This window comes from Sulfurimonas sp. (assembly GCF_016744025.1).
Lineage (GTDB): Bacteria > Campylobacterota > Campylobacteria > Campylobacterales > Sulfurimonadaceae > Sulfurimonas.
Genome location: NZ_JADGFC010000003.1, coordinates 40,543 through 63,187 on the forward strand (window position 1 = coordinate 40,543; position 22,645 = coordinate 63,187).

The 22,645-nt window shown below is 32.1% G+C and carries 23 protein-coding genes; 15 read left to right on the forward strand and 8 right to left on the reverse strand.

Features of this window, described 5'->3' with window-relative positions:
• Positions 1 to 87: 87 nt before the first annotated feature.
• Both QZZ48_RS01300 and QZZ48_RS01305 read left to right on the forward strand, forming a co-directional pair.
• Positions 88 to 915, forward strand: a complete 828-nt coding sequence (locus QZZ48_RS01300; protein ID WP_294960970.1) for a peptidylprolyl isomerase — start codon at positions 88 to 90, stop codon at positions 913 to 915.
• A 4-nt stretch (positions 916 to 919) separates the two neighbouring features.
• Positions 920 to 1,774: a 1-aminocyclopropane-1-carboxylate deaminase gene (locus tag QZZ48_RS01305; RefSeq protein ID WP_294960973.1), complete on the forward strand. Its 855-nt coding sequence runs from the start codon at positions 920 to 922 to the stop codon at positions 1,772 to 1,774.
• Here QZZ48_RS01305 and QZZ48_RS01310 read toward each other — a convergent pair.
• Positions 1,767 to 2,444 (reverse strand): nitroreductase, encoded by a 678-nt coding sequence (locus QZZ48_RS01310; protein ID WP_294960976.1) that lies wholly within the window; start codon positions 2,442 to 2,444, stop codon positions 1,767 to 1,769. The genes QZZ48_RS01305 and QZZ48_RS01310 overlap by 8 nt on opposite strands.
• A 159-nt stretch (positions 2,445 to 2,603) precedes the next feature.
• Between QZZ48_RS01310 and QZZ48_RS01315 the strand changes: the two genes are divergently transcribed.
• Positions 2,604 to 5,183, forward strand: a complete 2,580-nt coding sequence (locus QZZ48_RS01315; protein WP_294960979.1) for an AAA family ATPase — start codon at positions 2,604 to 2,606, stop codon at positions 5,181 to 5,183.
• A gap of 25 nt (positions 5,184 to 5,208) precedes the next feature.
• The gene (locus QZZ48_RS01320) at positions 5,209 to 5,562 is read left to right on the forward strand and encodes a hypothetical protein (RefSeq protein ID WP_294960982.1); all 354 of its coding nucleotides are present in this window, start codon (positions 5,209 to 5,211) and stop codon (positions 5,560 to 5,562) included.
• Here QZZ48_RS01320 and QZZ48_RS01325 read toward each other — a convergent pair.
• Positions 5,551 to 7,194, reverse strand: a complete 1,644-nt coding sequence (locus QZZ48_RS01325) for a bifunctional diguanylate cyclase/phosphodiesterase (RefSeq protein ID WP_294960984.1) — start codon at positions 7,192 to 7,194, stop codon at positions 5,551 to 5,553. The two genes, QZZ48_RS01320 and QZZ48_RS01325, sit on opposite strands and share 12 nt — an antisense overlap.
• Positions 7,195 to 7,402: 208 nt before the next feature.
• On the opposite strand from QZZ48_RS01325, the gene rpmH reads away from it, so the two are divergent.
• From rpmH to ruvX, 7 genes are read left to right on the forward strand one after another with little or no spacing between them, the layout of a single operon-like run.
• The gene (gene rpmH / locus QZZ48_RS01330) at positions 7,403 to 7,537 is read left to right on the forward strand and encodes a 50S ribosomal protein L34 (RefSeq protein ID WP_294960986.1); all 135 of its coding nucleotides are present in this window, start codon (positions 7,403 to 7,405) and stop codon (positions 7,535 to 7,537) included.
• A 14-nt stretch (positions 7,538 to 7,551) separates the two neighbouring features.
• Positions 7,552 to 7,875, forward strand: coding sequence for a ribonuclease P protein component (rnpA, locus tag QZZ48_RS01335; protein ID WP_294961027.1), 324 nt, complete (start codon positions 7,552 to 7,554; stop codon positions 7,873 to 7,875).
• Positions 7,872 to 8,198, forward strand: coding sequence for a membrane protein insertion efficiency factor YidD (gene yidD / locus QZZ48_RS01340; protein WP_294960989.1), 327 nt, complete (start codon positions 7,872 to 7,874; stop codon positions 8,196 to 8,198). Before rnpA ends, yidD begins: the two co-directional genes overlap by 4 nt.
• A 2-nt stretch (positions 8,199 to 8,200) precedes the next feature.
• A complete protein-coding gene (yidC, locus tag QZZ48_RS01345) occupies positions 8,201 to 9,889 on the forward strand; it encodes a membrane protein insertase YidC (RefSeq protein ID WP_366755890.1) in 1,689 nt (562 codons plus the stop codon).
• The gene (locus QZZ48_RS01350; RefSeq protein WP_294960990.1) at positions 9,882 to 10,811 is read left to right on the forward strand and encodes a Jag N-terminal domain-containing protein; all 930 of its coding nucleotides are present in this window, start codon (positions 9,882 to 9,884) and stop codon (positions 10,809 to 10,811) included. The genes yidC and QZZ48_RS01350 overlap by 8 nt, the downstream gene beginning before the upstream one ends.
• Positions 10,812 to 10,814: 3 nt before the next feature.
• Complete coding sequence (mnmE, locus tag QZZ48_RS01355) at positions 10,815 to 12,155, forward strand: tRNA uridine-5-carboxymethylaminomethyl(34) synthesis GTPase MnmE (RefSeq protein ID WP_294960992.1); 1,341 nt, start codon at positions 10,815 to 10,817, stop codon at positions 12,153 to 12,155.
• Between the two features lies 1 nt (position 12,156).
• Positions 12,157 to 12,570, forward strand: a complete 414-nt coding sequence (gene ruvX, locus QZZ48_RS01360) for a Holliday junction resolvase RuvX (protein ID WP_294960994.1) — start codon at positions 12,157 to 12,159, stop codon at positions 12,568 to 12,570.
• On the opposite strand, the gene QZZ48_RS01365 is transcribed toward ruvX, so the two are convergent.
• Positions 12,557 to 13,177, reverse strand: coding sequence for a hypothetical protein (locus QZZ48_RS01365; RefSeq protein ID WP_294960996.1), 621 nt, complete (start codon positions 13,175 to 13,177; stop codon positions 12,557 to 12,559). The two genes, ruvX and QZZ48_RS01365, sit on opposite strands and share 14 nt — an antisense overlap.
• A gap of 115 nt (positions 13,178 to 13,292) precedes the next feature.
• Between QZZ48_RS01365 and ilvC the strand changes: the two genes are divergently transcribed.
• Positions 13,293 to 14,315, forward strand: coding sequence for a ketol-acid reductoisomerase (gene ilvC / locus QZZ48_RS01370; RefSeq protein ID WP_294960998.1), 1,023 nt, complete (start codon positions 13,293 to 13,295; stop codon positions 14,313 to 14,315).
• A 127-nt stretch (positions 14,316 to 14,442) separates the two neighbouring features.
• Here ilvC and holA read toward each other — a convergent pair whose 3' ends face one another.
• From holA to QZZ48_RS01385, 3 genes are read right to left on the reverse strand one after another with little or no spacing between them, the layout of a single operon-like run.
• The gene (gene holA / locus QZZ48_RS01375) at positions 14,443 to 15,405 is read right to left on the reverse strand and encodes a DNA polymerase III subunit delta (RefSeq protein ID WP_294961001.1); all 963 of its coding nucleotides are present in this window, start codon (positions 15,403 to 15,405) and stop codon (positions 14,443 to 14,445) included.
• Entirely contained in the window at positions 15,392 to 17,338 is a 1,947-nt protein-coding gene (locus tag QZZ48_RS01380; RefSeq protein WP_294961003.1) for a ribonuclease R family protein, read from the reverse strand. The genes holA and QZZ48_RS01380 overlap by 14 nt, the downstream gene beginning before the upstream one ends.
• A gap of 7 nt (positions 17,339 to 17,345) precedes the next feature.
• Positions 17,346 to 18,146, reverse strand: coding sequence for an HDOD domain-containing protein (locus QZZ48_RS01385; protein WP_294961005.1), 801 nt, complete (start codon positions 18,144 to 18,146; stop codon positions 17,346 to 17,348).
• Between the two features lie 122 nt (positions 18,147 to 18,268).
• Between QZZ48_RS01385 and QZZ48_RS01390 the strand changes: the two genes are divergently transcribed.
• Together QZZ48_RS01390 and greA are read left to right on the forward strand one after the other, a co-directional pair.
• The gene (locus QZZ48_RS01390; protein ID WP_294961007.1) at positions 18,269 to 18,595 is read left to right on the forward strand and encodes a hypothetical protein; all 327 of its coding nucleotides are present in this window, start codon (positions 18,269 to 18,271) and stop codon (positions 18,593 to 18,595) included.
• A 12-nt stretch (positions 18,596 to 18,607) separates the two neighbouring features.
• A complete protein-coding gene (greA, locus tag QZZ48_RS01395; protein WP_294961010.1) occupies positions 18,608 to 19,135 on the forward strand; it encodes a transcription elongation factor GreA in 528 nt (175 codons plus the stop codon).
• Between the two features lie 120 nt (positions 19,136 to 19,255).
• On the opposite strand, the gene QZZ48_RS01400 is transcribed toward greA, so the two are convergent.
• Positions 19,256 to 19,855 carry a hypothetical protein gene (locus QZZ48_RS01400; RefSeq protein WP_294961013.1) on the reverse strand — a complete coding sequence of 200 codons (600 nt, stop codon included), beginning with the start codon at positions 19,853 to 19,855 and terminating at the stop codon, positions 19,256 to 19,258.
• Between the two features lie 320 nt (positions 19,856 to 20,175).
• On the opposite strand from QZZ48_RS01400, the gene purL reads away from it, so the two are divergent.
• Positions 20,176 to 22,392, forward strand: a complete 2,217-nt coding sequence (purL, locus tag QZZ48_RS01405) for a phosphoribosylformylglycinamidine synthase subunit PurL (RefSeq protein ID WP_294961016.1) — start codon at positions 20,176 to 20,178, stop codon at positions 22,390 to 22,392.
• A gap of 16 nt (positions 22,393 to 22,408) precedes the next feature.
• Here the strand turns inward: purL and QZZ48_RS01410 are convergent.
• A partial coding sequence (locus QZZ48_RS01410; RefSeq protein WP_294961019.1) for a hypothetical protein occupies positions 22,409 to 22,645 on the reverse strand: 237 nt, incomplete at its 5' end.

Genomic DNA, 22,645 nt, shown 5'->3' on the forward strand with positions numbered 1-22,645 from the left:
ATGTGGTTGAAAAATACCAAAATATGACTTCTGTTTAATAATGGTTAGTATAAAACCACTAAAATTTTTTAATTAAAAGGACTATCTATGATGAAAATTACAAAAATCGTTGCAACACTTCTACTGACAAGCACATTAGTAAGTGCAACAACATTAATTACGGTTAATGGAACACAAATTACTCAACAAGATGTTGATACTGCACTTATGAACGCTACACAAGGTAGATTCAACCAAGTTCCTGCTGAAAAACAAGCACAGTTTAGAAAACAAGTATTGGAACAACTAATAGCTAAAGAGTTAGTTTTTGCAGATGCTAAAAAAACTGGTGTTTTAAACAGAAAAGACTTTAAAGATGAGTTTGTAAAAGTACAAAATAGAGTTAAAAAAGAGTTAGCAATCCAAGTTTGGCAAAAACAAGAGCTTGATAAAGTTAAAGTTTCAAATAAAGACCTAAAAAAATATTACGATACTAATAAAGAAGAGTTTAATGAAAAAGAGACAGTTCATGCTCGTCATATTTTAGTTAAAGAAGAAGCTGAGGCAAATGCTATTGCAAAGCAACTTAAATCTTTAAAAGGTGCTGCACTTAAGGCTAAGTTTATTGAGTTAGCAAAAACTAAATCGACAGGACCTAGTGGACCAAAAGGTGGAGACTTAGGTTATTTTGCACAAGGTCAAATGGTTCCAGAGTTTAATGATAAAGTATTTACAATGAAAGTTGGAACTTTATCTGAGCCTGTTAAAACACAATTTGGTTATCATATTATTTTTCTAGAAGATAAAAAAGCTAAAAAAACATTGGCATTTACAGAAGTTAAATCTTTTATCGAGCAAAGACTTAAAATGGAAAAATTTAAAGTTGTAATGCAAGAAAAAATGGCAGAACTTAAAAACAAAGCTACTATAAAATAAATATATGAATCCTTCTCCTATCTCTAAACTATCATTAGAGGGGAGAGTTTTTTATGTTAAGAGAGATGATTTAATAGATCCTTTTTTAGCAGGAAATAAGTACAGAAAACTCTACACTCTTTTAAAAACTCCCTCAAATAAACTTAATAAAATCATCTCTTACGGTGGAACACAATCCAATGCTATGCTTGCAATTGCTGCTATGTGTAAAAGTAAAAGTTGGGAATTTGAGTACTATACAAAACCATTGAGTCAAACTCAAAAAATTCATCCTTATGGAAACTATTATCATTCTATAAATCTAGGTATGAGGCATATAGAGATAGATGAAGTACTATATAAAGACTATATAGCTTCACTCTCTTTTATGATAGATGCTAGTACTTTTATAGTAGATCAGGGTGGAGCAGTTGAAGAAGCAAAAAAAGGTTTGGAAGTTTTGGCAGAGGAGATAAAAGCAGAAAATCTAGAACTTCGCTCTTTAGCCACTCCTTCGGGAACTGGTACCACGGCACTATTTTTAGCTCTGTCTCTTCCAGAATTTAAAGTCTATACAACACCTTGTGTTGGAGATGTTAAGTATTTAAAAGAGCAGATGCAAGCTTTAAGTGAAATACCAAAAAATTTAATAATACTAGAACCAAGTAAAAAGCATCACTTTGCAAAACCATATCCAGAATTCTTACAAATATATAAGAAGGTCTTAGCATCTGGAATTGAGTTTGATTTGCTTTATTCACCTGGGATGTGGGAAGCTCTCCTCGCTCAAACTGATGAAGAGATTTTATATATTCATAGTGGCGGGGTGAGTGGTAACGAGAGTATGCTCAAAAAATATGAGCAAAAAGGTTTTAGATAAAAGTTACGTAGTCTTCTAATGCTGCTCTTGATGGTTGATAAGAGTTTATCTTAGCACCTTCATCTGCATAACCGATTACTACACTATATAAAAGTGCTAAGTTCTCAGGTGTTTTTAAAACATCTGCAACAACCTTTCCAAACTCAGTAGTTGAACCTTGAGGACAAGTATCAAGGCCAAACTCTTTAGCACCTAACATTAGACTCTGCATATATGCACCACAGTCGATTAGAGCACCTTGAGCATTATCTATTAAATCTTTATCAGTAAATACAAAGAAAACTGTAGAAGCACCAAACCATCTGAAGTTATCATGCCACATCTGAGTTCTTTTTTCTACATCTTTTCTATCTACTTCCATAAGATTATATAATCCAACACCAGTTTCAATACGGCGTTTTTTATAAGGATTTCTCCATTTAACAGGGTAGTATTGAATAAACTGGTCATTTTCTACACCAGCACTCATTTTTTCGATGATTGCATCACCAATATTTTTTAGTACGTCTTTATCACTTATAGCGTAAACAACCCAAGGTTGCATGTTCGCACCACTAGGAGTCATACTAGCAGCTTTTAAAATTTTTTCTTGTATCTCTTTTGAGACAGGTTTTGCAAGATAAGATCTTTTTGATGAACGATTTGTTATCGCTTCTATTATTGTTGACAATGTAAGTCCTTAATTAAAAAATGGTTTTAATTTTTAAAAATTATATTATAAATATACTAATGTAGAAATAAATTTACATCTTATGAGTTGCGACTAAGCTAACTTGACATGAATACACTCAACTAGATATAATGTCTATATAAATAAAAAGGAATTAATATGAACAATAATATTTTTGAAAAATTAACACATAATATGACAGAAGCTATAGAGTCTTCTATTTCATTAGCCTTGCACAATCAAAACCAAGAAGTAAATAGTATACATTTTTTATGGGCACTACTTACTAACTCTAATTCTGTACTTAATCAAATGTTTAATAAGATGAATATAGATAAAGTTGCCATGGAGTTAGATCTTAAAAGTTTAAGTCAAAAATTGCCTAAATCTTCAACCATATCAAAAGAGAATGTAAAATTATCAAGGGACTTTGTTCACACACTAGAAAATGGTGCAGGACTTATGACAAACAATGGGGATACTTTTTTAGCAGTAGATACTTATATATTGGCAAATTTAAAAAATGAACCATACTTTAGCATCTTAAAAAAATATATAGACGTTTCAGAGTTAACAAAAAATCTAGAAAGCTCTAGAGGTGGGGCTAGAATAGATTCTCAAAGTTCAGATGAAACTTTAGAATCATTGGCAAAATATGGAATAGATTTAACTACTGAAGCTAGTGAAGGTAAGCTTTCCCCTGTAATTGGACGTGATGAAGAGATAACACGTATGATGCAGATACTTATCCGTAAAACAAAAAACAATCCTATGTTACTCGGTGAACCTGGAGTTGGAAAAACAGCATTAGTAGAAGGTTTAGCACAACGTATTAGCGATAATAAAGTTCCTACTTCACTACAAAATAAAAGACTAATTGCTCTAGATATGAGTGCCCTTATTGCAGGTGCTAAATATCGAGGAGAGTTTGAAGATAGATTAAAAGCTGTAATAGATGAAGTAAAACAAAGTGGAAACATTATTTTATTTATAGACGAGATTCATACTATTGTTGGAGCAGGAGCAAGTGAAGGTAGTATGGACGCTGCAAATATATTAAAGCCAGCGTTAGCACGTGGAGAACTTCATACAATCGGAGCAACAACTCTTAAAGAGTATAGAAAATTCTTTGAAAAAGATATGGCATTACAAAGAAGATTTTTGCCGATTAATCTTGATGAGCCTACAGTAAATCAATCACTTCAGATATTACGTGGAATAAAAGAGAGATTAGAAACACACCACAATGTAACTATTACAGATAGTGCTTTGGTTGCAGCGGCAAAACTTTCAGACAGATATATTGCAGATAGATTTTTACCTGATAAGGCGATAGACCTTATTGATGAAGCATCAGCAGAACTTAAGATGCAAATAGAGTCAGAACCAAATGTACTTGGATCTGCAAAAAGAAAAAGTTCGGAACTTCATGTTGAAAAAGAAGCTTTGAAAATGGAAAAAACCCCTGCTAATGAGAAGAGACTTGGTGAAATTGATAAAGAGTTAGCAGATGTTGATGAAGAATTCAGAGCCTTAGAAGCACAGTTTGCCACTGAAAAAGAAGTGTTTGAAAAAATATCAGGAATCAAAAATGATATTGAGAAAAAAAGAAAAGAAGCTCATACTGCTAAGTCAAACTCTGAGTTTAACCGTGCTGCAGAGATAGAGTATGGAGAGATACCAGCTCTTTTAGAAGAAGAAAAGAGTGTAAATGCTAATTGGGACAAACTTCAACTTGCAGGTACACTTCTCAAAAATAGTGTTGATGAAGAAGCCATAGCATCTATTGTATCTAGATGGACTAATATCCCTATAAATAAAATGCTTCAAGGTGATAAAGAAAAAATTCTAAATGTAGAAGCAGAACTTAATCGTGATGTTATTGGTCAAGCTAAAGCAACTCACTCAGTATCCCGTGCTATAAAAAGAAATAAAGCCGGACTATCAGATGCTAATACTCCAATAGGAAGCTTTTTGTTTTTAGGTCCTACTGGTGTTGGTAAAACACAAACAGCTAAAACATTAGCTAAGTTTTTGTTTGATAGTGAAGCTTCTATGATTCGTATTGATATGAGTGAGTATATGGAAAAACATGCAGTTTCACGCTTAGTAGGGGCGGCTCCGGGATATGTAGGTTATGCAGAGGGTGGACAACTTACAGAGGCAGTGAGAAGAAAACCATATAGTGTAATACTTTTTGATGAAGTTGAAAAAGCACATCCAGATGTTTTTAACATCTTGCTTCAAGTTTTAGATGATGGAAGACTAACAGATAATAAAGGTGTTACAGTTGACTTTAGTAATACTATTATTATCCTAACTTCAAATATTGCTAGTGATAAAATTATAAATAACCCTGCATCTGAGGAACTAGAAAATATGGTTTTAAGTGAGTTGAAACAATCATTCAAACCAGAATTTTTAAATCGCTTAGATGATATAGTTATATTTAATGCTCTTGGTCGTGAACAAATTGTAGATATTGTAGATATCTTCTTTAAAGATATAAGTAAAAAAGTTGAGCAAAGAGATATAGAACTTACTTTAAGCGACAGTGCTAAAGCTTACATAGCGGAGGCTGGGTTTGACCCAGTTTATGGTGCTAGACCTCTTAAACGTGCTTTGTATGAGATAGTTGAAGATAGATTAGCAGAGTTAATTCTAGAAGGTAAGGTTGTTGAAGGCTCTAAAGTTTTATTTGATATGAAAGATGATGAAATAAAAGTTAGTGTGAAGTAAATAAAACAGAGGTTATAATTTTATTATGAAATATATAACTTTACTACTTATACTAACTTACTCGCTTATCGCTTGTACGGGTGATTGTCTAACATGTCATCCCAAATTAGTTCCTACAATCAATGAAGATTTAAGACATAAACCGATGTTAAATTGTATTCAATGTCACTCAGCAGAGCCAAATAGTATGGCAGAGTGTGGAGATGATTGTTTTTCATGTCATCCAATGTCAAAGATAAATAAAGCAAATGTTAGAGAACATGATGTTATACAAACCTGTGTAGATTGTCATGTTGGGGCAGATAAGAAAATTTTTGATCACTCGATTCCATTTAATCAGTCAAAAAAAGAGTCTTTAAAAGATTTTTTAACCAAATAGATAGGGAATATGTACTTCTATCTTCTCTGGTTTACCAATATAGTATCCTTGAGCATAATCAACATTTAGTCTTTTAACAACATCTATAATTTCCTTAGTTGACACAAACTCTGCAATAGTGTGTATGTTTAGTTTATGGGCTAAACCTACAATAGTCTCCACCATTATTTGTGATTGAACATTTCTGTCAATATTTGAGATGAGAGAAGCATCTATTTTTATATAGTCAATTGGCAAGTTAAGAGCATGTGAAAAGTTAGAATAACCAGAGCCGAAGTCATCTAAAGCTACTTTTATTCCATAAGAGCGAATCTTTACACAAAAATCATATACGCGTTTATAATCTTTAAACTCTTCTGTTTCAAGAAGTTCTATGGTTAATAGATTGTTGTATTCAAACTCATCAAACATATTATATAGCATCTCAATTGTTTTATCATTTTCAATATCTTCCATAGAAATATTAAAAGAGCAGGGTACTTTGTATTTCGCGACATTGTATAGTGTATTTTTTGCAACAGCTTGAGTAAGTTTATGGTAAATACGATTTTGTTTTGCAACCTCTATAAACTTGATTGGAGGCATAATAGTTCCATCTTCTTCTATGATTCTTGCTAAAGACTCATACTTTAGACTGAGTGAAGAATCTTGAATAGGAGCTATTGGCTGAAAATATGAGGTAACTTTTTTATTTTCTAAAGCAGTTAGTAATTTATTATGACACTCTATATCTTCTTTATGAATCTTTTCAAGTTCTTTATCATCATTAAATATAGATATTTGAACATTTCTCTTTTTAGCATCTTTGAGTGCCATATCTGCATAAGCTAACATTTTTTTAAAACCACCAAATGCTAAACCGGCACTCATCATAAAAGTAAATGTTTTATCTTCATAGATGAAATTTTCTTTACTATACATTTTTAAAATATCTTCTATTCTCTGTATAAAATAGCTGTTACTTAACTCAGTTGAATTTTTTACAGCAATTACAAATTCGTCTCCACCTATATGATAAAGAAGAGTATCATTATCATTCATCTCTGAGTTTAAAAAATTTGCAGTTAGTTTAAGAGTAATATTACCTACTTCTTCTCCATAAACATCATTGAATTTTTGAAACTTATCTATATTTAAAAGTGCCATCTGCTTAAACTTATATATATGAGAATCGTCAAGTAGTTTATTTCTATTTGGAAGACCACTTAAAAAGTGAGTATTTGTCTTTATATTTAATTCTTCTGTTTTTTTAGATATTTCACTCTCTAAGTCATCATTATATTTTAGCAGTTGAGATTGTAGTTTTTTCTGCTGCATATCTGTAATTTCACCAAGGAGTAACTCTTTTTCTGACTTAGAATGTCGTTTTGATAATTTATATAAAACAAAAAATATTAATATGAAAGCAAAACCAAATGAATATAGTGTACTTTCTTGAGTCTTTTCATTTGTTTCTTTTAGTATTTCTATTGTTTTATCTAAATTATCATCAGCTGGGTTAAGAAGTTGTTTTTCCATACAGTCTATTATTTTGTTTGCGGTATTTATACTTTTATTGTTAAGATATAGGGTGTAAGATAAAAAAATAAAACTGATAAATATAGTTGCATACAATTTTGTATTAAAGTTCAATTACTCCCCTTGTAATTAAGATATGTTAAATATAGTTGCTTCTTAATTACTCGTAATTAGTGGCTCTTCATTGCGTCTATACTCTTTGGGGAGATTATAATATTATAAGTGTTAATTTAGAATTAAATCAATTCAAAGACAAACCTTAACCGAGCTTTAAGTAATAACTATGTAATATTGCGGACTTAATTTTAAATAAGGATATGTAATGAAAAGAACATACCAGCCTCATAATACACCGAGAAAAAGAACTCACGGTTTTAGAGCAAGAATGGCTACAAAGAATGGTCGTAACGTTATTAATCGTCGTCGTGCTAAAGGTCGTAAAAGATTGACAGTTTAGTCGGTTTCTCCACACTGAAACAACACAAAGAGTTTCAGTACATATATAAAAAAGGAAAAAACACTCACACTCAAAGTGTGGTGCTTTTCTATCTTCCCACAAAAACAGTTCACAAAGTAGGTTTTACAGCAACTAAGAAAATTGGTAATGCAGTTAAAAGAAATAGAGCTAAAAGAAGACTTAGAGCTTTGTTCTGTGAAAACTCCTCTCAACTTCAAGATGGTACATATATTTTTGTAGCAAAACTATCAATTAATGAAATCTCGCATGAAGAACTTAAAAACGATTTTAAAAAAGTTTTACATAAGTCTAAAAGTATTAAAGCAGATTCTCAATGATAAGAAAGTTTTTACTTAAGCTTTTATGGTTATACCAGAAATTTTTTACCCTTATTGGCTTTGGAAGTTGTAGATACTACCCAACTTGTAGTGAATATGCACGAATTCACTTTGAAAATAACTCCATTTCAAGTGCTTTTTACCACACTTTGATTAGAATACTCCGTTGTAATCAATTATTTGATGGTGGTATAGAGTATCCAATACTAAATAAACTGTCTGTAAAGCCCACAAAATTAGGGGTTGATTCTATAAAATATTGGTTGGTTCCAAATAAAAAAAACCGTTTTCATATAATAAAAAATTTTTCATATAAAGGGTAATTTTGTTAAATAAAATGACACCAAATCAGAGACTTATGTTAGCAGTAGCAATATCTGTAATCTTTTTCGTAGCTTATACAGCTATTTTTCCACCAGAGGAGCCAGAGAATTTATTGGCTAATAATAAGACTGAACAAAGTCTTGCAACGAATCAAAATTCAGCAGAACAGACAAATACGTCTTCAACAGCAGATCATGCTGTATCTGATGCACAAAACTATGCAAGAAATGATGCAAATACAATTTTAACTGTAACAAATAAAGATTTTATTTTAAAAGTTGACACACTAGGACGTATCAGTTCTAAAGTTCTTCTGCAAGATAAATTTAATACTAAAGAGGGTGAGCAACATGCTCAACTGATTCCTGCTAATGGAATGAAACCATTATTTGTTAGATTTTTAGAAGAGACACTTAACAATGAAGCTAAGTCTGTAGCATATATCTCAGATGTAAGTGAAGTAACTTTAGATGGAATGTCAAAGAAAGTAACTCTTACACAAAAATTATCTTCATTAACAGTTACAAAAGAGTTGACTTTTTATGATGATGGTCATTATGACGCAGTAGTTTCACTTTCTCAAGATAAAAGATACTTTGTATATCTAGGTCAAAGACCAAGAGTAAATGAAACAGAACAGATGATGACTGTAACAGGGGCTATGGTTTATACTGATGATGAAATAGTAACTATAGTAACAGATGGAGATGCAGAAGGAAGAAAAACTTTTAGCGGAGTTGAACTTATCTCAGCATTTGATCAATATTCAGCTTCTATCATGTACGGATTTAATAAAGATACAAACATTATTATTGAAAGAGATAGAGATGATAATCCAGTTGTATATTTTGAAGCACTAAAAAATATGACATTTAACGGTTATGTAGGTCAAAAAGAGTATAAAGTACTAGAAAATATAAATCCTGTACTTACAAATGCTATAGAGTATGGTTGGTTCACATTTGCTTCGAAGCCACTATTTCAACTACTTTCTTGGTTACATGGAATATTCGGTAACTGGGGTTGGTCAATTATTGCACTTACTCTTATGATTAGAATAGTTCTATATCCTTTAACTTATAAGGGAATGGTTTCTATGCAAAAAATAAAAACTATTTCTCCAAAGATTAAAGAACTTCAAGCAAAATACAAGGGTGACCCACAACGTATGAATGCTGCAGTTATGGATATGTACAAAAAGAACAATGCCAACCCTCTTGGCGGATGTCTTCCAATGATACTACAGATTCCAGTATTTTTTGCAATCTACCGTGTACTTTTAAATGCAGTTGAACTTCAAGGTGCTCCATGGATGTTATGGGTAACCGATCTTTCTCGTATGGATGAATTTTATGTTTTACCTATTCTTATGGGTGCTTCAATGTTCTTTCAACAAAGACTTACACCAAATAACTTTACTGATCCTATGCAAGAAAAAGTGTTTAAATATTTACCAGTTATTTTTACATTCTTCTTCTTGACATTCCCATCAGGTCTAGTTCTTTACTGGTTTGTAAATAATCTTTTCTCAATTGCTCAACAAACTATTGTTAATCAGCAATTTAAAAATGCTAAAGATGCAGAAATAGCAGTAAGTGATCATGCTCAAAAGATGGAGCATAAAGAGATAGAAAAAGAAAAATTAGAGAAGAAAAAGTCAAAAAATTCTACTGGAAAAAATGATGATTAAGATAGAGTCCACAACGTTAGAAAAAGCATATCAAGATGCTGCTTCTTCGTTGGAGTGTTCTGTAACACAGCTTAAAATAGAAGTTGTTCAATATCCAAGCAGTGGCTTTTTAGGACTATTTAAAAAAAGTGCAATTATTGTTGCTGTTATAGACGCTGATTTAGAGGTAAAACCTAAAATTAAAAAAGAGTCTGTTAAAATAAAAGTTCAAGAAAAACCAGAAATCAAAACACCTCCAAAACCTCAAAAACAAAAAAAACAAGATAAACCTGCTGTTAAAAAAGAGGTAAAGAAAGAAGAAGTTAAAAGAGAAGTTCAAAAACCTCACACTATCTTAAATGATACTATTATGCCTCAGTCATTTGTGAGTAATCAAGATGATGAAGATGAAGATATCACATCTTATCTTGCTGATTATGATGATGAGTTCGATAATGTAGATGGTGAAGACCTCAAATCAACTGCAGATATCGCTAAAACAGTTAAAAAAGATATCAATAAATTATTTGGTTCAATCTGTTTTGAGATAGATGAAATTGATGTAAGTGTTTATAATGAAACTACTCTTCTTATCGAGTTTAAGGGTGAGGATGTTGCACTTCTTATTGGTAAAGAAGGTTATAGATATAAATCACTCTCTTATATGATATTTAATTGGATAAACACAAAATACCAATTAGAACTTCGTTTAGAAATTGCAGAATTTTTGAAAAATCAAGAAGAGTCAGTTTCTAGATATTTAACTGGTGTTAAAGAAAGTGTAAATAGAGATGGAAGAGCTCAAACTAAAGTTTTAGATGGCGTACTTGTTCAAATTGCTCTTAGAGAACTTCGTGAAATGTATCCAGGTAAGTATGTCGCAATTCGTTCAACTCGTGATGGACTAAAATATATCATTATTAATGATTACCATACGAACTAATAAATGGATAATGACACAATAAGCGCCATTGCAACAGCAAATGGTATAGGCTCTATCGCTATCATCCGCATAAGCGGAGATAGAGCTTTGCAAATCGCAAAAAAATTAACTCACAAACAAGAATTTTCTCCAAGACATGCAACTCTAACTACAATAAATAATAAAGAAAATGAACTAATCGATGAGTCTATAGTTATATATTTTAAAGCTCCATATTCGTTTACTGCTGAAGATGTTGTTGAGATTCAATGCCATGGTGGTTTCATAGTTGCACAGAGCATATTAAAAGCAACACTAGATGCAGGAGCTAGACTAGCAAATGCTGGTGAGTTTTCAAAACGGGCTTTTTTCAATGGTAGAATAGATTTAAGCGAAGCAGAAGCTATAGCTCAACTTATTGAAGCTAAAAGTGAAGATGCAGCGAAGATTCTAGCTAAACAGATGAAAGGTTCTTTAAAAGAGTATATTGAGCAAATAAGAGATGAAATAATTCATATACTTGCTTACTCTGAAGTGAGTATTGATTATGCAGAAGAGGACTTACCAGAAGATTTAGTTAGACAAATTGAAGCTAAACTAAGTGATTTAAATAAATCTTTAGAATCAACATTAGCCGCTTCAAAAGCTAGAGAAGGCCTAATGCAAGGATTTAAAGTTGCCATTATTGGAAAACCAAATGTTGGTAAAAGTTCCCTTCTAAACTCTCTTCTTAACTATAATCGTGCCATTGTGAGTGATATTGCAGGAACTACAAGAGATACTATAGAAGAGCAAGTCAAAATTGGAACGCATCTTATTCGCATCGTTGATACTGCCGGTATTAGAGAAGCAAATGATGAGATAGAGCGTATAGGTATTGAGCGTTCCTTAGAAGCTATACAAGAGTCTGATATTGTTGTTGCTCTTTTTGATGCCTCTAGAGTCTTAGATGCAGAGGATGAGCAGATATTATCTCTAATAGAGGAACATGCTAAAAATAAACATGTGGTATATGTAAAGAATAAAATAGATTTAGAAGAAAAGTTTTTCTCAAAAGATATAAATTTTGATTTGAAACTAAATTCTAAAGACAATGTTTCATCTCTTATAGAATCTTTACAAAATATAATGGATAGAAGCAATAGTTCTGATGAGATTATGCTTATATCTCAAAGACAGATAATGGCAGTACAAAATACTTTAACTAATATTGAAGAAGCTTTTATGCCATTACAAGATCAAGAGCTTGAAATATTCTCTTTTCATCTAAATGAAGCTGTAAAAGAGATGGCATCTATAACGAGACCATTTGAAAATGATGAGATGCTAGACAAGATGTTTGGCTCTTTTTGTTTGGGGAAATAATTTGAAATATATAGCAATAGATTTAGGCTTAAAAAGAATTGGAATAGCTTATTCAGCACATAAAGATTTAGTTACTCCATTATCTGCAGTTATTAGAAAAAATAGAGACCAGGCATCTGCTGAAGTGAAAAAAGTTTTAAAAGACTGGGAAGTAGATGCAGTGGTAGTTGGTATTCCTCTTGGTGGAAGTTCTGAAGATGAGATGCGAAGACGTATAGCTCACTTTATGAATCTTGTAGATTTTGAAGGTGATATTTTTTACCAAGATGAAGCAGGTTCATCTCTAGAAGCAGAAAATATGATGAAGGGTGAAATAAAGTATGTTCGTGATGGACGAATTGACTCAATTTCAGCAATGATTATTTTACAAAGATATCTACTTTCTATCAAATATAAAAAGACTACACAATCTTAAAAAATTGTGCAGCTTCTTCTTCATCATCAGTTAACTCTTCTCTTTTAAAGTCAGGATTATTTTCAATCATATCCTTTACTTTAGTCTGGCAATAATTAAATAAAACTTCTTGTGCATGTCTGTCATCACTTAAAAAGCCGAGACCACTAAACTGATAAGGTTCTTCTTGTTCTATACAAAGAATTGTTCCTTCACATTTTTCTTCTAGTACTTCAACTAAGCTTCTGTAATCAATATTGAACTCTGTTACATTCCATCCAATATCCTCAAGATTTGAATTTGAAAAATCTGCAACACCATCAGCTGTCGTATCATCGTAAGAAGCTCTTGGTGTGTTTAATCCAATCAATTCTTGCCAGTTAGAAAAAGCTTTGATTAAAACTCTATCTTCATCTTCAACTATTTGATAGTTTTTGCCTAAAACTTTTTCAAAGTTTTGTACAATTTCTGGTTTACCTTTATAGATAAGAATCTCTTTATCCGCAAATGGTTCATATTTAATATCTCCATTTGTATTAATTGCGAATACTTTTGAAGTGTTTATAGCTTGGAGTAAATTTGTTTTGTCAATAATGATGATTTCGTTAAAAAGGTTGAATTTTTTCATATTTTCCTCTATTTTAAATAAATATTTGACACATTATAAAAGTTTTTGCTTTATTTTAGTATAATGCGAAAAATTTCTTAAGCACTTAAGCTTAATATTATCTAAGGAAAAAATAATGGCATTAAACGTTTACTATGACAAAGACACAAATTTAGACTTAATCAAAAGCAAAAAAGTAGCAATGATTGGTTTTGGTTCTCAAGGACACGCGCACGCAGAAAACTTAAGAGACAGTGGTGTTGAAGTTTGTATTGGTCTTCGTAAAAATGGTTCTTCATGGGCTAAAGCTGAAGCTAAAAACTTTGAAGTTCTTACAATTGCTGAGGCTTCTGCAGCTGCAGATCTTGTAATGATTCTTTTACCAGATGAAAATCAAGCTGAAATTTATGCAAGCGAAATAGAGCCTAACTTAAAAAATGGTGCAACTATTGCATTTGGTCATGGTTTTAACATTCACTATGGTCGTATTCACCCAAGAGCTGATATCAATGTTACTATGATTGCTCCAAAAGCTCCTGGTCATACTGTACGTTCTGAGTTTGTTCGTGGTGGTGGTATTCCTGACCTTATTGCTGTTGGTCAAAACCCTGCTGGAAATACTAAAGAGTTAGCTCTTTCTTATGCATCTGCTATTGGTGGTGGACGTACTGCAATCATTGAAACAACTTTCAAAGATGAAACAGAAACTGACCTTTTCGGAGAGCAAGCTGTTTTATGTGGTGGTGCTACTGCATTAGTACAAGCTGGATTTGATACATTAACTGAAGCTGGTTATGCTCCAGAACTTGCATACTTTGAGTGTCTTCACGAACTTAAATTAATTGTTGACTTAATGTTTGAGGGTGGTATTGCTGATATGAGATATTCTATCTCTAACACTGCTGAGTATGGTGACTATGTTTCTGGTAAACGTGTTATCAATCAAGAATCAAAAGATGCTATGAGAGAAATTCTTACAGAGATTCAAGATGGTAGATTTGCAAAAGACTTTATTTTAGAAGGTCAAGCAGGTTATCCTCGTATGAATGCTGAGCGTAACAACGATAAAGTAAAACTAATTACTCAAACTGGTAACAAGCTTCGTGAAATGATGCCTTGGATATCTGCAGGTAAAATTGTAGACACTACTAAAAACTAGTATTTTTAATTTCTAGCACTCATCTTCGGATGATGTGCTCGGTCACTTACAAATGTAAGCTCTCTCTCACAAACATCCAAATCTGAACACTATAAATCAAAAATCTTTAGTTTTACAATTTTTTATTTTAAAGAAGTTTCTGAACTCTTATTAGTGTAGATAGTAATATCGCACCTTTATCAACACCAGAACTTTTCATCTTTAGCTCTGCATCTAATAATAGCTCATGTAGTTTATAATAAGTATTTGGTTTAAATTTTAATGATAGTGCAGCTTTTTCATCAACTACAAATTTTGGAGCAGGGTAACCTAGTATTTCAAGAGCATTAGGTGCTCCATTTACTCTTATATAGATATTGAACATATAAAGCTGTGTTAGGTATGCTGTGAGTGCTGTAGCTACTCGTATCTCATCCTCACCATGGTCTAGGATATTATTTAAGTCTTGAGTGAAATCTTTTTTAGAAAGAATCTTTTTAATAAAGTCATCCATGCTAATTTCGGCAAGTCCAGAAACAAGATGCTCTATGTCTTTTGTCGTAATGACTTTATCGTAAACTCTAAACTTTTCTATTTCATTATAAGCTAGAGCAACATCACCATTATGGATATTTAAAAGATGAGCAATTGAATACTTATCCATATTTACATTTTTCTCTTGAACAACTTCTGAGATGATATTTATAGCTTCATGATGGCTAGGATTGAAAAATCTAACACTCATAGTGCTCTTTTTAGAAAATGCTTTTGCATAAGTTTTATGATCGCTTCCATAATAAGCATATATAAAAAGATTCTCTTGATTCTTTTCACATAGATCTATTAAATCATCTAACTCTTTCTTAGGAACTTTCTTTTCACTTTTTACTACTAATACATTTACTCCACCAAAAAGAGAAGCTTGAGAAAGATGTGCTTTTGCACTTTTAAAGTCATACTCGTCATAGTAAAAAGTTATTGAGGAAGAGTCTTCTATAGTACTTAGTTTTTTGGTGTAGCTGTCTATTAGAAAACTGCTCTCACCAAAAAATACAAAACTATTAGAGATGCTAGAGTTTTGTATATGCTTGTCTAATTCACCCTTGTACATCACTTGTTCCTACGACATGAGCAAAAATCTTTGCCTTAGCTATATCTACTTTATCTATGCAAATTATTACATCTTGAAAAAGTACAGCATTTTCAGCAGATGTGATTAATACTCTTGCACCCATTATCTCATCATGTATTTCAGCTCTGTATTCTGGTTCAGTTGTTGTAATTCTTGCTTTAAACTCTTTGTCAAGGTTTTCATTTGCCCAACGAGAGAATTTTCTCTGTTGAAACTCAACTTCGATTGTACTTGCTTCTCTCTCTTTTTCACTTATAGTCATACTTAGGGCTTCTATGTTTCTAAGAACATAAGATCCTTCTTGAGTGTCATTGTTGTTTATAGCTTTTAAAAGTCTATGAACAATAAGATCTGAATATCTTCTAATAGGCGAAGTAAAGTGAGTATACTCTTCAAAACCAAGTCCAAAGTGTCCAGAATTAAGAGGAGCATATTTAGCTTGCATCTGTGAGCGAATAATTAGAGTATCTACTTCTGATTCTAAATCCATATCTCTTGCTTGATTTTGTATATCTGTTATAGTCTCTTTAATAGAGTTCTTGATATCAATAGACATACCGATTCCAGCTAACTCTTGATAAAGTAGTTGTAGTTTTGCTTGACTTGGCTCTTCATGAATCCTAAAAATTCCTCTGCTGTATTGACGTGCAGCTTCTTTATTTGCTAAAAGCATACAATCTTCTATGAGAGAATGAGAAGGGGTTTCCTCTGCAAAAGTAGTAGAAGATATATTTGACTTATCATCAATATTCATCTCTAACTCGTTTGAGCGAAAATCATAACCTATTTTAAGTCTTTTTTCTTTTAATGAATCTGTAATTGGACGAAGTTTTTTTATCCAAGTAAATATCTCTTTTTCTGAATCATCTTTAGCATCTAAAGTTCCTTGGAAAAAATCATCTATCTCTTCATAGTTAAATCTTCTTTGAGAGTGAATTATTGCTTCATATACTTTGGATTTTGTTACTTCTAGAGAATTTAAGTCAAGCTTCATCTCAAAGACAAAGGCAAGTCTGTCAACATGAGGCTGAAGTGAACATAGAGTTTCACTAAGCTGTCTTGGAAGCATAGGAATAGAACGATGAGGAAGATATATAGAAAAACTTCTATATATTGCTTCATTATCAATAGTTCCAAAAGGAGTTACGTACTCACTTACATCAGCTATAGCTACAAAAAGTGTACTATTCTTATCATCCCAGTAAATAGCATCATCATAATCTTTTGCAGTAACAGGATCAATAGTACAAAAAGATAAGTCTCTTAAGTCTACTCTTTTAGGATACTTTGAGGCATTTACTGCTTCAAATGAGGTAGCTATTTTTAGTACTTCTTCATCAAACTCATCATGTTTATTAAACTGAGCGAGAACTATTTTTTCATCAACTAGTGGGTCTTTTAAATTTCCAAGTTTTTCCATTATAGAGTTTTCTTGGTTATTAACTTTGAAAACATCGCCAAACTCATAAGCGTCTAACTCATCTTGTATGAGTTCAACTCCTGTAGGAAAATCTGTTTTTAAATCAACTAAGGCTTTTCTTCCCTCTTTGGAAATTATGTATGCTACGCTGTAGCTCTGTGCTCGACCAACTATCTCGGTTATTTTTGCACTAGGTGTTCCACGTTTACCTAATAGTCTTTGCGCAATTATTAGGTCTCCCTCTTTTGCATCGCCTAAGTCACCTTCAGCAATAAAAAGATCACGAATATTTTCACCAATTACATTAAGGTAGGCTGTATCTTTTTGAACAAGACCAAGAGTACCGGCACGATATTTAGAATTAAATTTATAAGTATTGTCTTTTTTTGTAATATATTTTTTTGCTAAGAAGTTGTTTATGTGTTTAAGTTCATCAGTGTTTATATCTTGCTCACTCAAACCAAGAGTGAGTCGAATTAGTAGCGATTTCAAAGGAGTATTATCTAGCGTTTTCTATGGCTTTGTCGAAACTTTCCATATCAAGATCATATTTTTCAATAAGAGTTTTAGCAGTTTCAATACTAGCATCTGTGATTATGCCATTGATAGGAACACAAGTACGAACTACGTGAAGTATCTGTGCAGCTCTTATGTCTTCAGGTTCCGCATTTTCTGGACTAAGGCAATTTGCAATTGTATCAACCAAACCTTCTTCAAATCTCCAGTGTTTAAAAATAGTAGAACTTACTTCTGGTGTATCAACTCCTACTACTTTTTTCTCAGCTGCTTCAACATCTTGAAGTTCATTAAGAGCATCTCTAAAAGCTTCTTGTTTTCCTTCTGTAATAATTTGTTGAGAAATAAGAACCTTACCAATTTCAACAAGGAATGCTGCTGGAGATAAAATACCGAGTAGTTTATTCTCTTTTCTTATACACCATGCAGTCATAAGACCATGTTGTTTTTTTGATAATGCTGAGAACATATCGTTGTTTATTCCATAAGGAGAAAGGTCTAGTGCAAAGCTTTTTTTAACAATACTTGCAAGTGCAAAACCACGAACAGTTCCCATACCAAATAGACCAACAGCTTGAGATATAGCGTTTATTTCACGAGAGAACCCATAAAGTGGAGAATTGGCATCTTTTAAGATATCGGCAGTTAATAAAGGGTCTTTTTCTAAAATTTTAACCATATCGTTAAAACTACTGTCAGGGTCTTGGTAAACAGCTTCTATCTGCATAGCAGATTCTGGAAGCGGTGGAAGTTGTTTGATTTTTTTTAGTATATCATCAGTCATAACACTCTCTTTATATTGATATTAAGTTATTGGTATAATTATAGCGTAGTGTAAACAAATAAATACTCAATATTTACAATAAACTGTTATTATTTTCTTTTACATTAAGAAAAAGGACTAATATGCAAAGAGATGCAATGCTTACACAACTCGGGTATGCTCCAAATAGTGCTCTTATGAGCCAACTTGAAAGAATAGAGAATAATACATCGGGGTATGAAAAAATTCAAAAACACATCATGGATTTACATGATCATTTAAAAGTAGATGGATCATATGTTGCATTGTCAAATACAAACGATTATTTTAAAATAAAAGTTGAATCTTCAAGTGAAGAAATTGCTCAAGAAGCACATGAAAAAATCAAACATTTCAGTGATAAATTTAAGGTGACAATAAATAAGTTAGATAATAAAGAGACTTATTACATCCTAGGTTTCAATCATTAAGACTTATCTTTTATGAATAAAGAGCCAATGACGCTAGAAGGTTATGACCTTCTAGTTGAAGAGTTTAAGTTCTTATTAGAAATAGAAAAACCAAAAACAGCTGAGGAAAAACTTGTTGCTGCCGCACATGGTGACAGAAGTGAAAATGCTGATTATCATGCTGCAAAAGAAAAACTTCGTTTTATTGATAGAAGGCTTTATTATCTAAACTCCATGATTACAAAAGTACAAATTGTAGACCCATCTACATTTGAACATAAAAAAGTAAGTTTTGGAAGTACCGTGAATGTAGTAAATATTCAAACAGATGAAGAAGAAACATTTACTTTATGTGGTATTTTAGAAAGTGAACCAGAAAACGGACTAATTTCTATCCACTCTCCTATAGCAAAAGCTATGATAGGAAAAGAAGTAGATGATGAGTTTATACTTAAGTTACCAAATGACAAAAAAGAGTATGAAATTTTAGAAATTAAGTATAAAAATATCTTTTCTTTAAAGAAAAACATTCGTACAAAAGTTGACTTTTCTTTTCACTAAAACAACATAAATAAAGATGGTAGTCTAGCTCCACCTCTCCCGATACACCCATTAAGTTAAGGACTAAAAATATATTTTTTAGCCCTTTTATGATAATTATAAAGTTTATAATTAGAAGTTTTAACTCTTGGTACTAGCCTCATGATGAGAGATGTTTTTCTCAATGGCATCTAAAAATTCTTCTGTAAACAAGTTTTGTGGAGCCCAATTAGGGTATGTAACGTGATGTATTCCAAAATAATTATGTCTATGGTGTACATCACATAATATCCATAGGTTATCTGGACTATGATCAACCCAATCTAGTATATCTTGCTGAGACATCTCTTTTTGATAAAGAGGCGTATCTTTATGTTTATTCATTAAATGAATTCTCATAGTATTATTAAATTTGTCTATATCTATAGCATTGGCTAACGACCATTCAACTATATGATGATGAGCTTCCATCTGTTTTGCAGAATACGGATTTAATTTTTTATCTTGTTTTTTTGTAGAATCTGATAATAATTTATGAGTAACTCCACATATTAAACAAGGTCTATTTTCTTCGACAACCAACTTATGGTGGATATCTCTGTATCCACTAGAAGTTTTTCTTTTGTTATGTTCTGGATAAAAATCTGCTTCTTCAAATTTTGCAAAATTACCATGAATTTTAACAATTTCGTTACTTAATAATTGAATATGTTTTTCAGGACCTGTGAGAGTATTTAACATGATTTTCCTTTTTTTTAATACCTTATATTTGATTGCTGATAAAGCAAATGTAGTTTAACTTTTTCGAACTTTATATAAGCTTGAAATCAACTATTTAAGTTGCTATAATACCCTAGTGAAATCAGACAATTTTTTATAAAGTTTAATTCTAAAAAGAGTGAAATTAAACTATAAAGATGGGCGTAAAAGGGAATTGGATTTTATAAAAAATTGTCTTGATTTCTTAAAGTATAAATTTTTTGATTTTTTTCCCATTAAAACAACTTTTACCTTGCTTTAGATACAATCCACATTTAAAAACCAATTTTCAGGATTTCATTGTGAACCAACAACTAGAAAATATAGAACAAGTATTAGCAGACCATAAGTTAAGTCAAGATGATTATACCCATATGAAAGAGATCTTGGGTCGTGAACCAAATATCGTTGAACTTGGTATATTTTCAGCTATGTGGAGTGAACATTGTTCTTACAAATCTTCAAAAGTACACTTAAAAGGTTTTCCAACTAAAGCTCCTTGGGTTATTCAAGGTCCTGGTGAAAATGCTGGTGTTATAGACATTGGTGATGGTTATGCAGCTGTATTTAAGATGGAGTCTCATAATCACCCAAGTTTTATAGAACCATATCAAGGTGCTGCTACAGGTGTTGGTGGAATTATGCGTGATGTATTTACAATGGGTGCTCGTCCTGTTGCATCTTTGAATGCTCTTAGATTTGGTAATATCTTAAATGATGACAAAATTTCTGCTCACCAACGTTATCTAGTACGTGGTGTAACTGAAGGAATTGGTGGTTATGGTAACTGTATGGGTGTACCAACTATCGGTGGTGAAGTTAGTTTTGATGAGTGTTATAACGGTAATATCCTTGTAAATGCATTTAACCTTGGTATTGCAAAATCAGATGAAATCTTTCTTGGTTTAGCCGAAGGTCTTGGTAATCCAGTAATGTACGTTGGTGCAAAAACTGGTCGTGATGGTCTTGGTGGTGCAGTAATGTCTTCTGATAGTTTTACAGAAGAGTCAAAATCACTTCGTCCTACAGTTCAAGTTGGTGATCCTTTTACTGAAAAACTTCTACTTGAAGCTTGTATGGAACTTTTCAAAACAGACCATGTTGTAGGTATTCAAGATATGGGTGCTGCTGGTCTTACTTCTTCTGCATTTGAGATGGCTGGACGTTCAGGTTCTGGAATGATTATGCATCTAGATAAGGTTCCTGCTCGTGAAGAAGATATGACTCCTTATGACTTTATGCTTAGTGAATCTCAAGAGCGTATGCTTCTTTGTGCTAAAAAAGGTTCAGAGCAAGCTATTATTGATATATTTGAAAAATGGGACTTAGATGCTGCTGTTGTTGGTGAAGTTACAGCAACTGGTAATATGGAACTTTTCTGGCATGGTGAGAAATGTGCTGAAGTTCCTGTTGACCCAGTTTCTGAAGAAGCACCAGAGCTTAACCGTCCAATGACAAAACCTGCTTACTTAGATGAAATTGCAAGTGTTACTATCAATGATTTTGACAAAGTTAATAATCAAGAAGCATTTGAGACACTTACTAAATCTATGGAAGTTGTAGATAAGTCATGGATCTATACTCAGTATGATTCAATGGTACAAACTAACACTATTAAAAATGGCGGTATGTTAGATGCATCTGTTATTCGTGTAAAAGAGAATGGAAAAGCTCTAGCTATGAGTTGTGATTGTAATGTTCGTTTTTGCTACATTGATCCTCGTGGTGGTGGAGCTGCTGCAACTATTGAAGCTGGTAGAAATGTAGCTATGAGTGGTGCACGTCCACTTGCTATTACAGATTGTCTTAATTTTGGTAATCCAGAAAACCCAGAAGTTATGTGGCAGTTTGGTCAAGCTTGTGATGGTATCAAAGAAGCTTGTTTAGAGTTAACTACTCCAGTTATTGGTGGAAATGTTTCACTTTATAATGAAACAAACGGTGTGTCAGTTTTTCCAACTCCTTCAATTGCTACTGTTGGTGTAAATGATGATCAAAATAATGTTTTAATGTCATCTTTCCAAGGTGCTGGTAACTCACTTTATCTTGTAGGTGAATCTAAGTCAGAGTTTGGTGGATCTCTTTATATGAAAGAAATTTGTCATACTGTTGCTGGAATTATTCCTGAAATTAACTATAAAAATGAGCTTGCTCTTTGGGAATTAGTTATTGAAGGTAACAAGAAACACTTATTAGAATGTGCTAAAGATGCTAGTTCTGGTGGTGTCGTAATTGCTCTTGCTAAAATGTCTGCAACTTCAGGTCTTGGATGTGATGTTGAAATGACAGTAGAAGATGAAAGAGATATCTTTGCTGAGTCTATGAGTCGTGCTATTATCGAAGTTAGACCTGAAAATCAAGAAGCTTTTGAAGCAATGCTTGATGAGTCTATGGCTTGTGAAAAAATCGGAACTATTGGTGGAGATATCATTAAAGTTAATGATGTAACTATGAGTATGGATGAGTTAAAAGACAACTACTTTAATACATTCAAAAAAGTTATTGAAAGAGATTTATAAAGAGTTAACTAACTCTTTATAAATTTACATACCAGTCATCATTGAAGTATCTTTGAGTAGTAGATAGTTTTATATCTACATAGTCATCATATACTTCTAGTGACTTTATACAATCCTGCGGAACTTCTAAATCTTCTATAACATATTCTTCAATTAAATTTTTATTTAAATTATCATCATAATCCAGATTAAGACACTCTGTGTATATTTTGAATTCTCTAGTTTTCATTTTAGAAGACTTCCTTGTTTTCTG

Coding starts and splice junctions, on each gene's coding strand:
- QZZ48_RS01365 (WP_294960996.1), bottom strand. CDS start 13,177: ATGAAAAAATTCAACCTTTTTAACGAAATCATCATTATTGACAAAACA.
- QZZ48_RS01320 (WP_294960982.1), top strand. CDS start 5,209: ATGAAATATATAACTTTACTACTTATACTAACTTACTCGCTTATCGCT.
- QZZ48_RS01390 (WP_294961007.1), top strand. CDS start 18,269: ATGCAAAGAGATGCAATGCTTACACAACTCGGGTATGCTCCAAATAGT.
- greA (WP_294961010.1), top strand. CDS start 18,608: ATGAATAAAGAGCCAATGACGCTAGAAGGTTATGACCTTCTAGTTGAA.
- mnmE (WP_294960992.1), top strand. CDS start 10,815: ATGGATAATGACACAATAAGCGCCATTGCAACAGCAAATGGTATAGGC.
- ilvC (WP_294960998.1), top strand. CDS start 13,293: ATGGCATTAAACGTTTACTATGACAAAGACACAAATTTAGACTTAATC.
- holA (WP_294961001.1), bottom strand. CDS start 15,405: ATGTACAAGGGTGAATTAGACAAGCATATACAAAACTCTAGCATCTCT.
- yidD (WP_294960989.1), top strand. CDS start 7,872: ATGATAAGAAAGTTTTTACTTAAGCTTTTATGGTTATACCAGAAATTT.
- QZZ48_RS01400 (WP_294961013.1), bottom strand. CDS start 19,855: ATGTTAAATACTCTCACAGGTCCTGAAAAACATATTCAATTATTAAGT.
- QZZ48_RS01300 (WP_294960970.1), top strand. CDS start 88: ATGATGAAAATTACAAAAATCGTTGCAACACTTCTACTGACAAGCACA.
- QZZ48_RS01350 (WP_294960990.1), top strand. CDS start 9,882: ATGATTAAGATAGAGTCCACAACGTTAGAAAAAGCATATCAAGATGCT.
- QZZ48_RS01385 (WP_294961005.1), bottom strand. CDS start 18,146: ATGACTGATGATATACTAAAAAAAATCAAACAACTTCCACCGCTTCCA.
- QZZ48_RS01305 (WP_294960973.1), top strand. CDS start 920: ATGAATCCTTCTCCTATCTCTAAACTATCATTAGAGGGGAGAGTTTTT.
- QZZ48_RS01315 (WP_294960979.1), top strand. CDS start 2,604: ATGAACAATAATATTTTTGAAAAATTAACACATAATATGACAGAAGCT.
- rpmH (WP_294960986.1), top strand. CDS start 7,403: ATGAAAAGAACATACCAGCCTCATAATACACCGAGAAAAAGAACTCAC.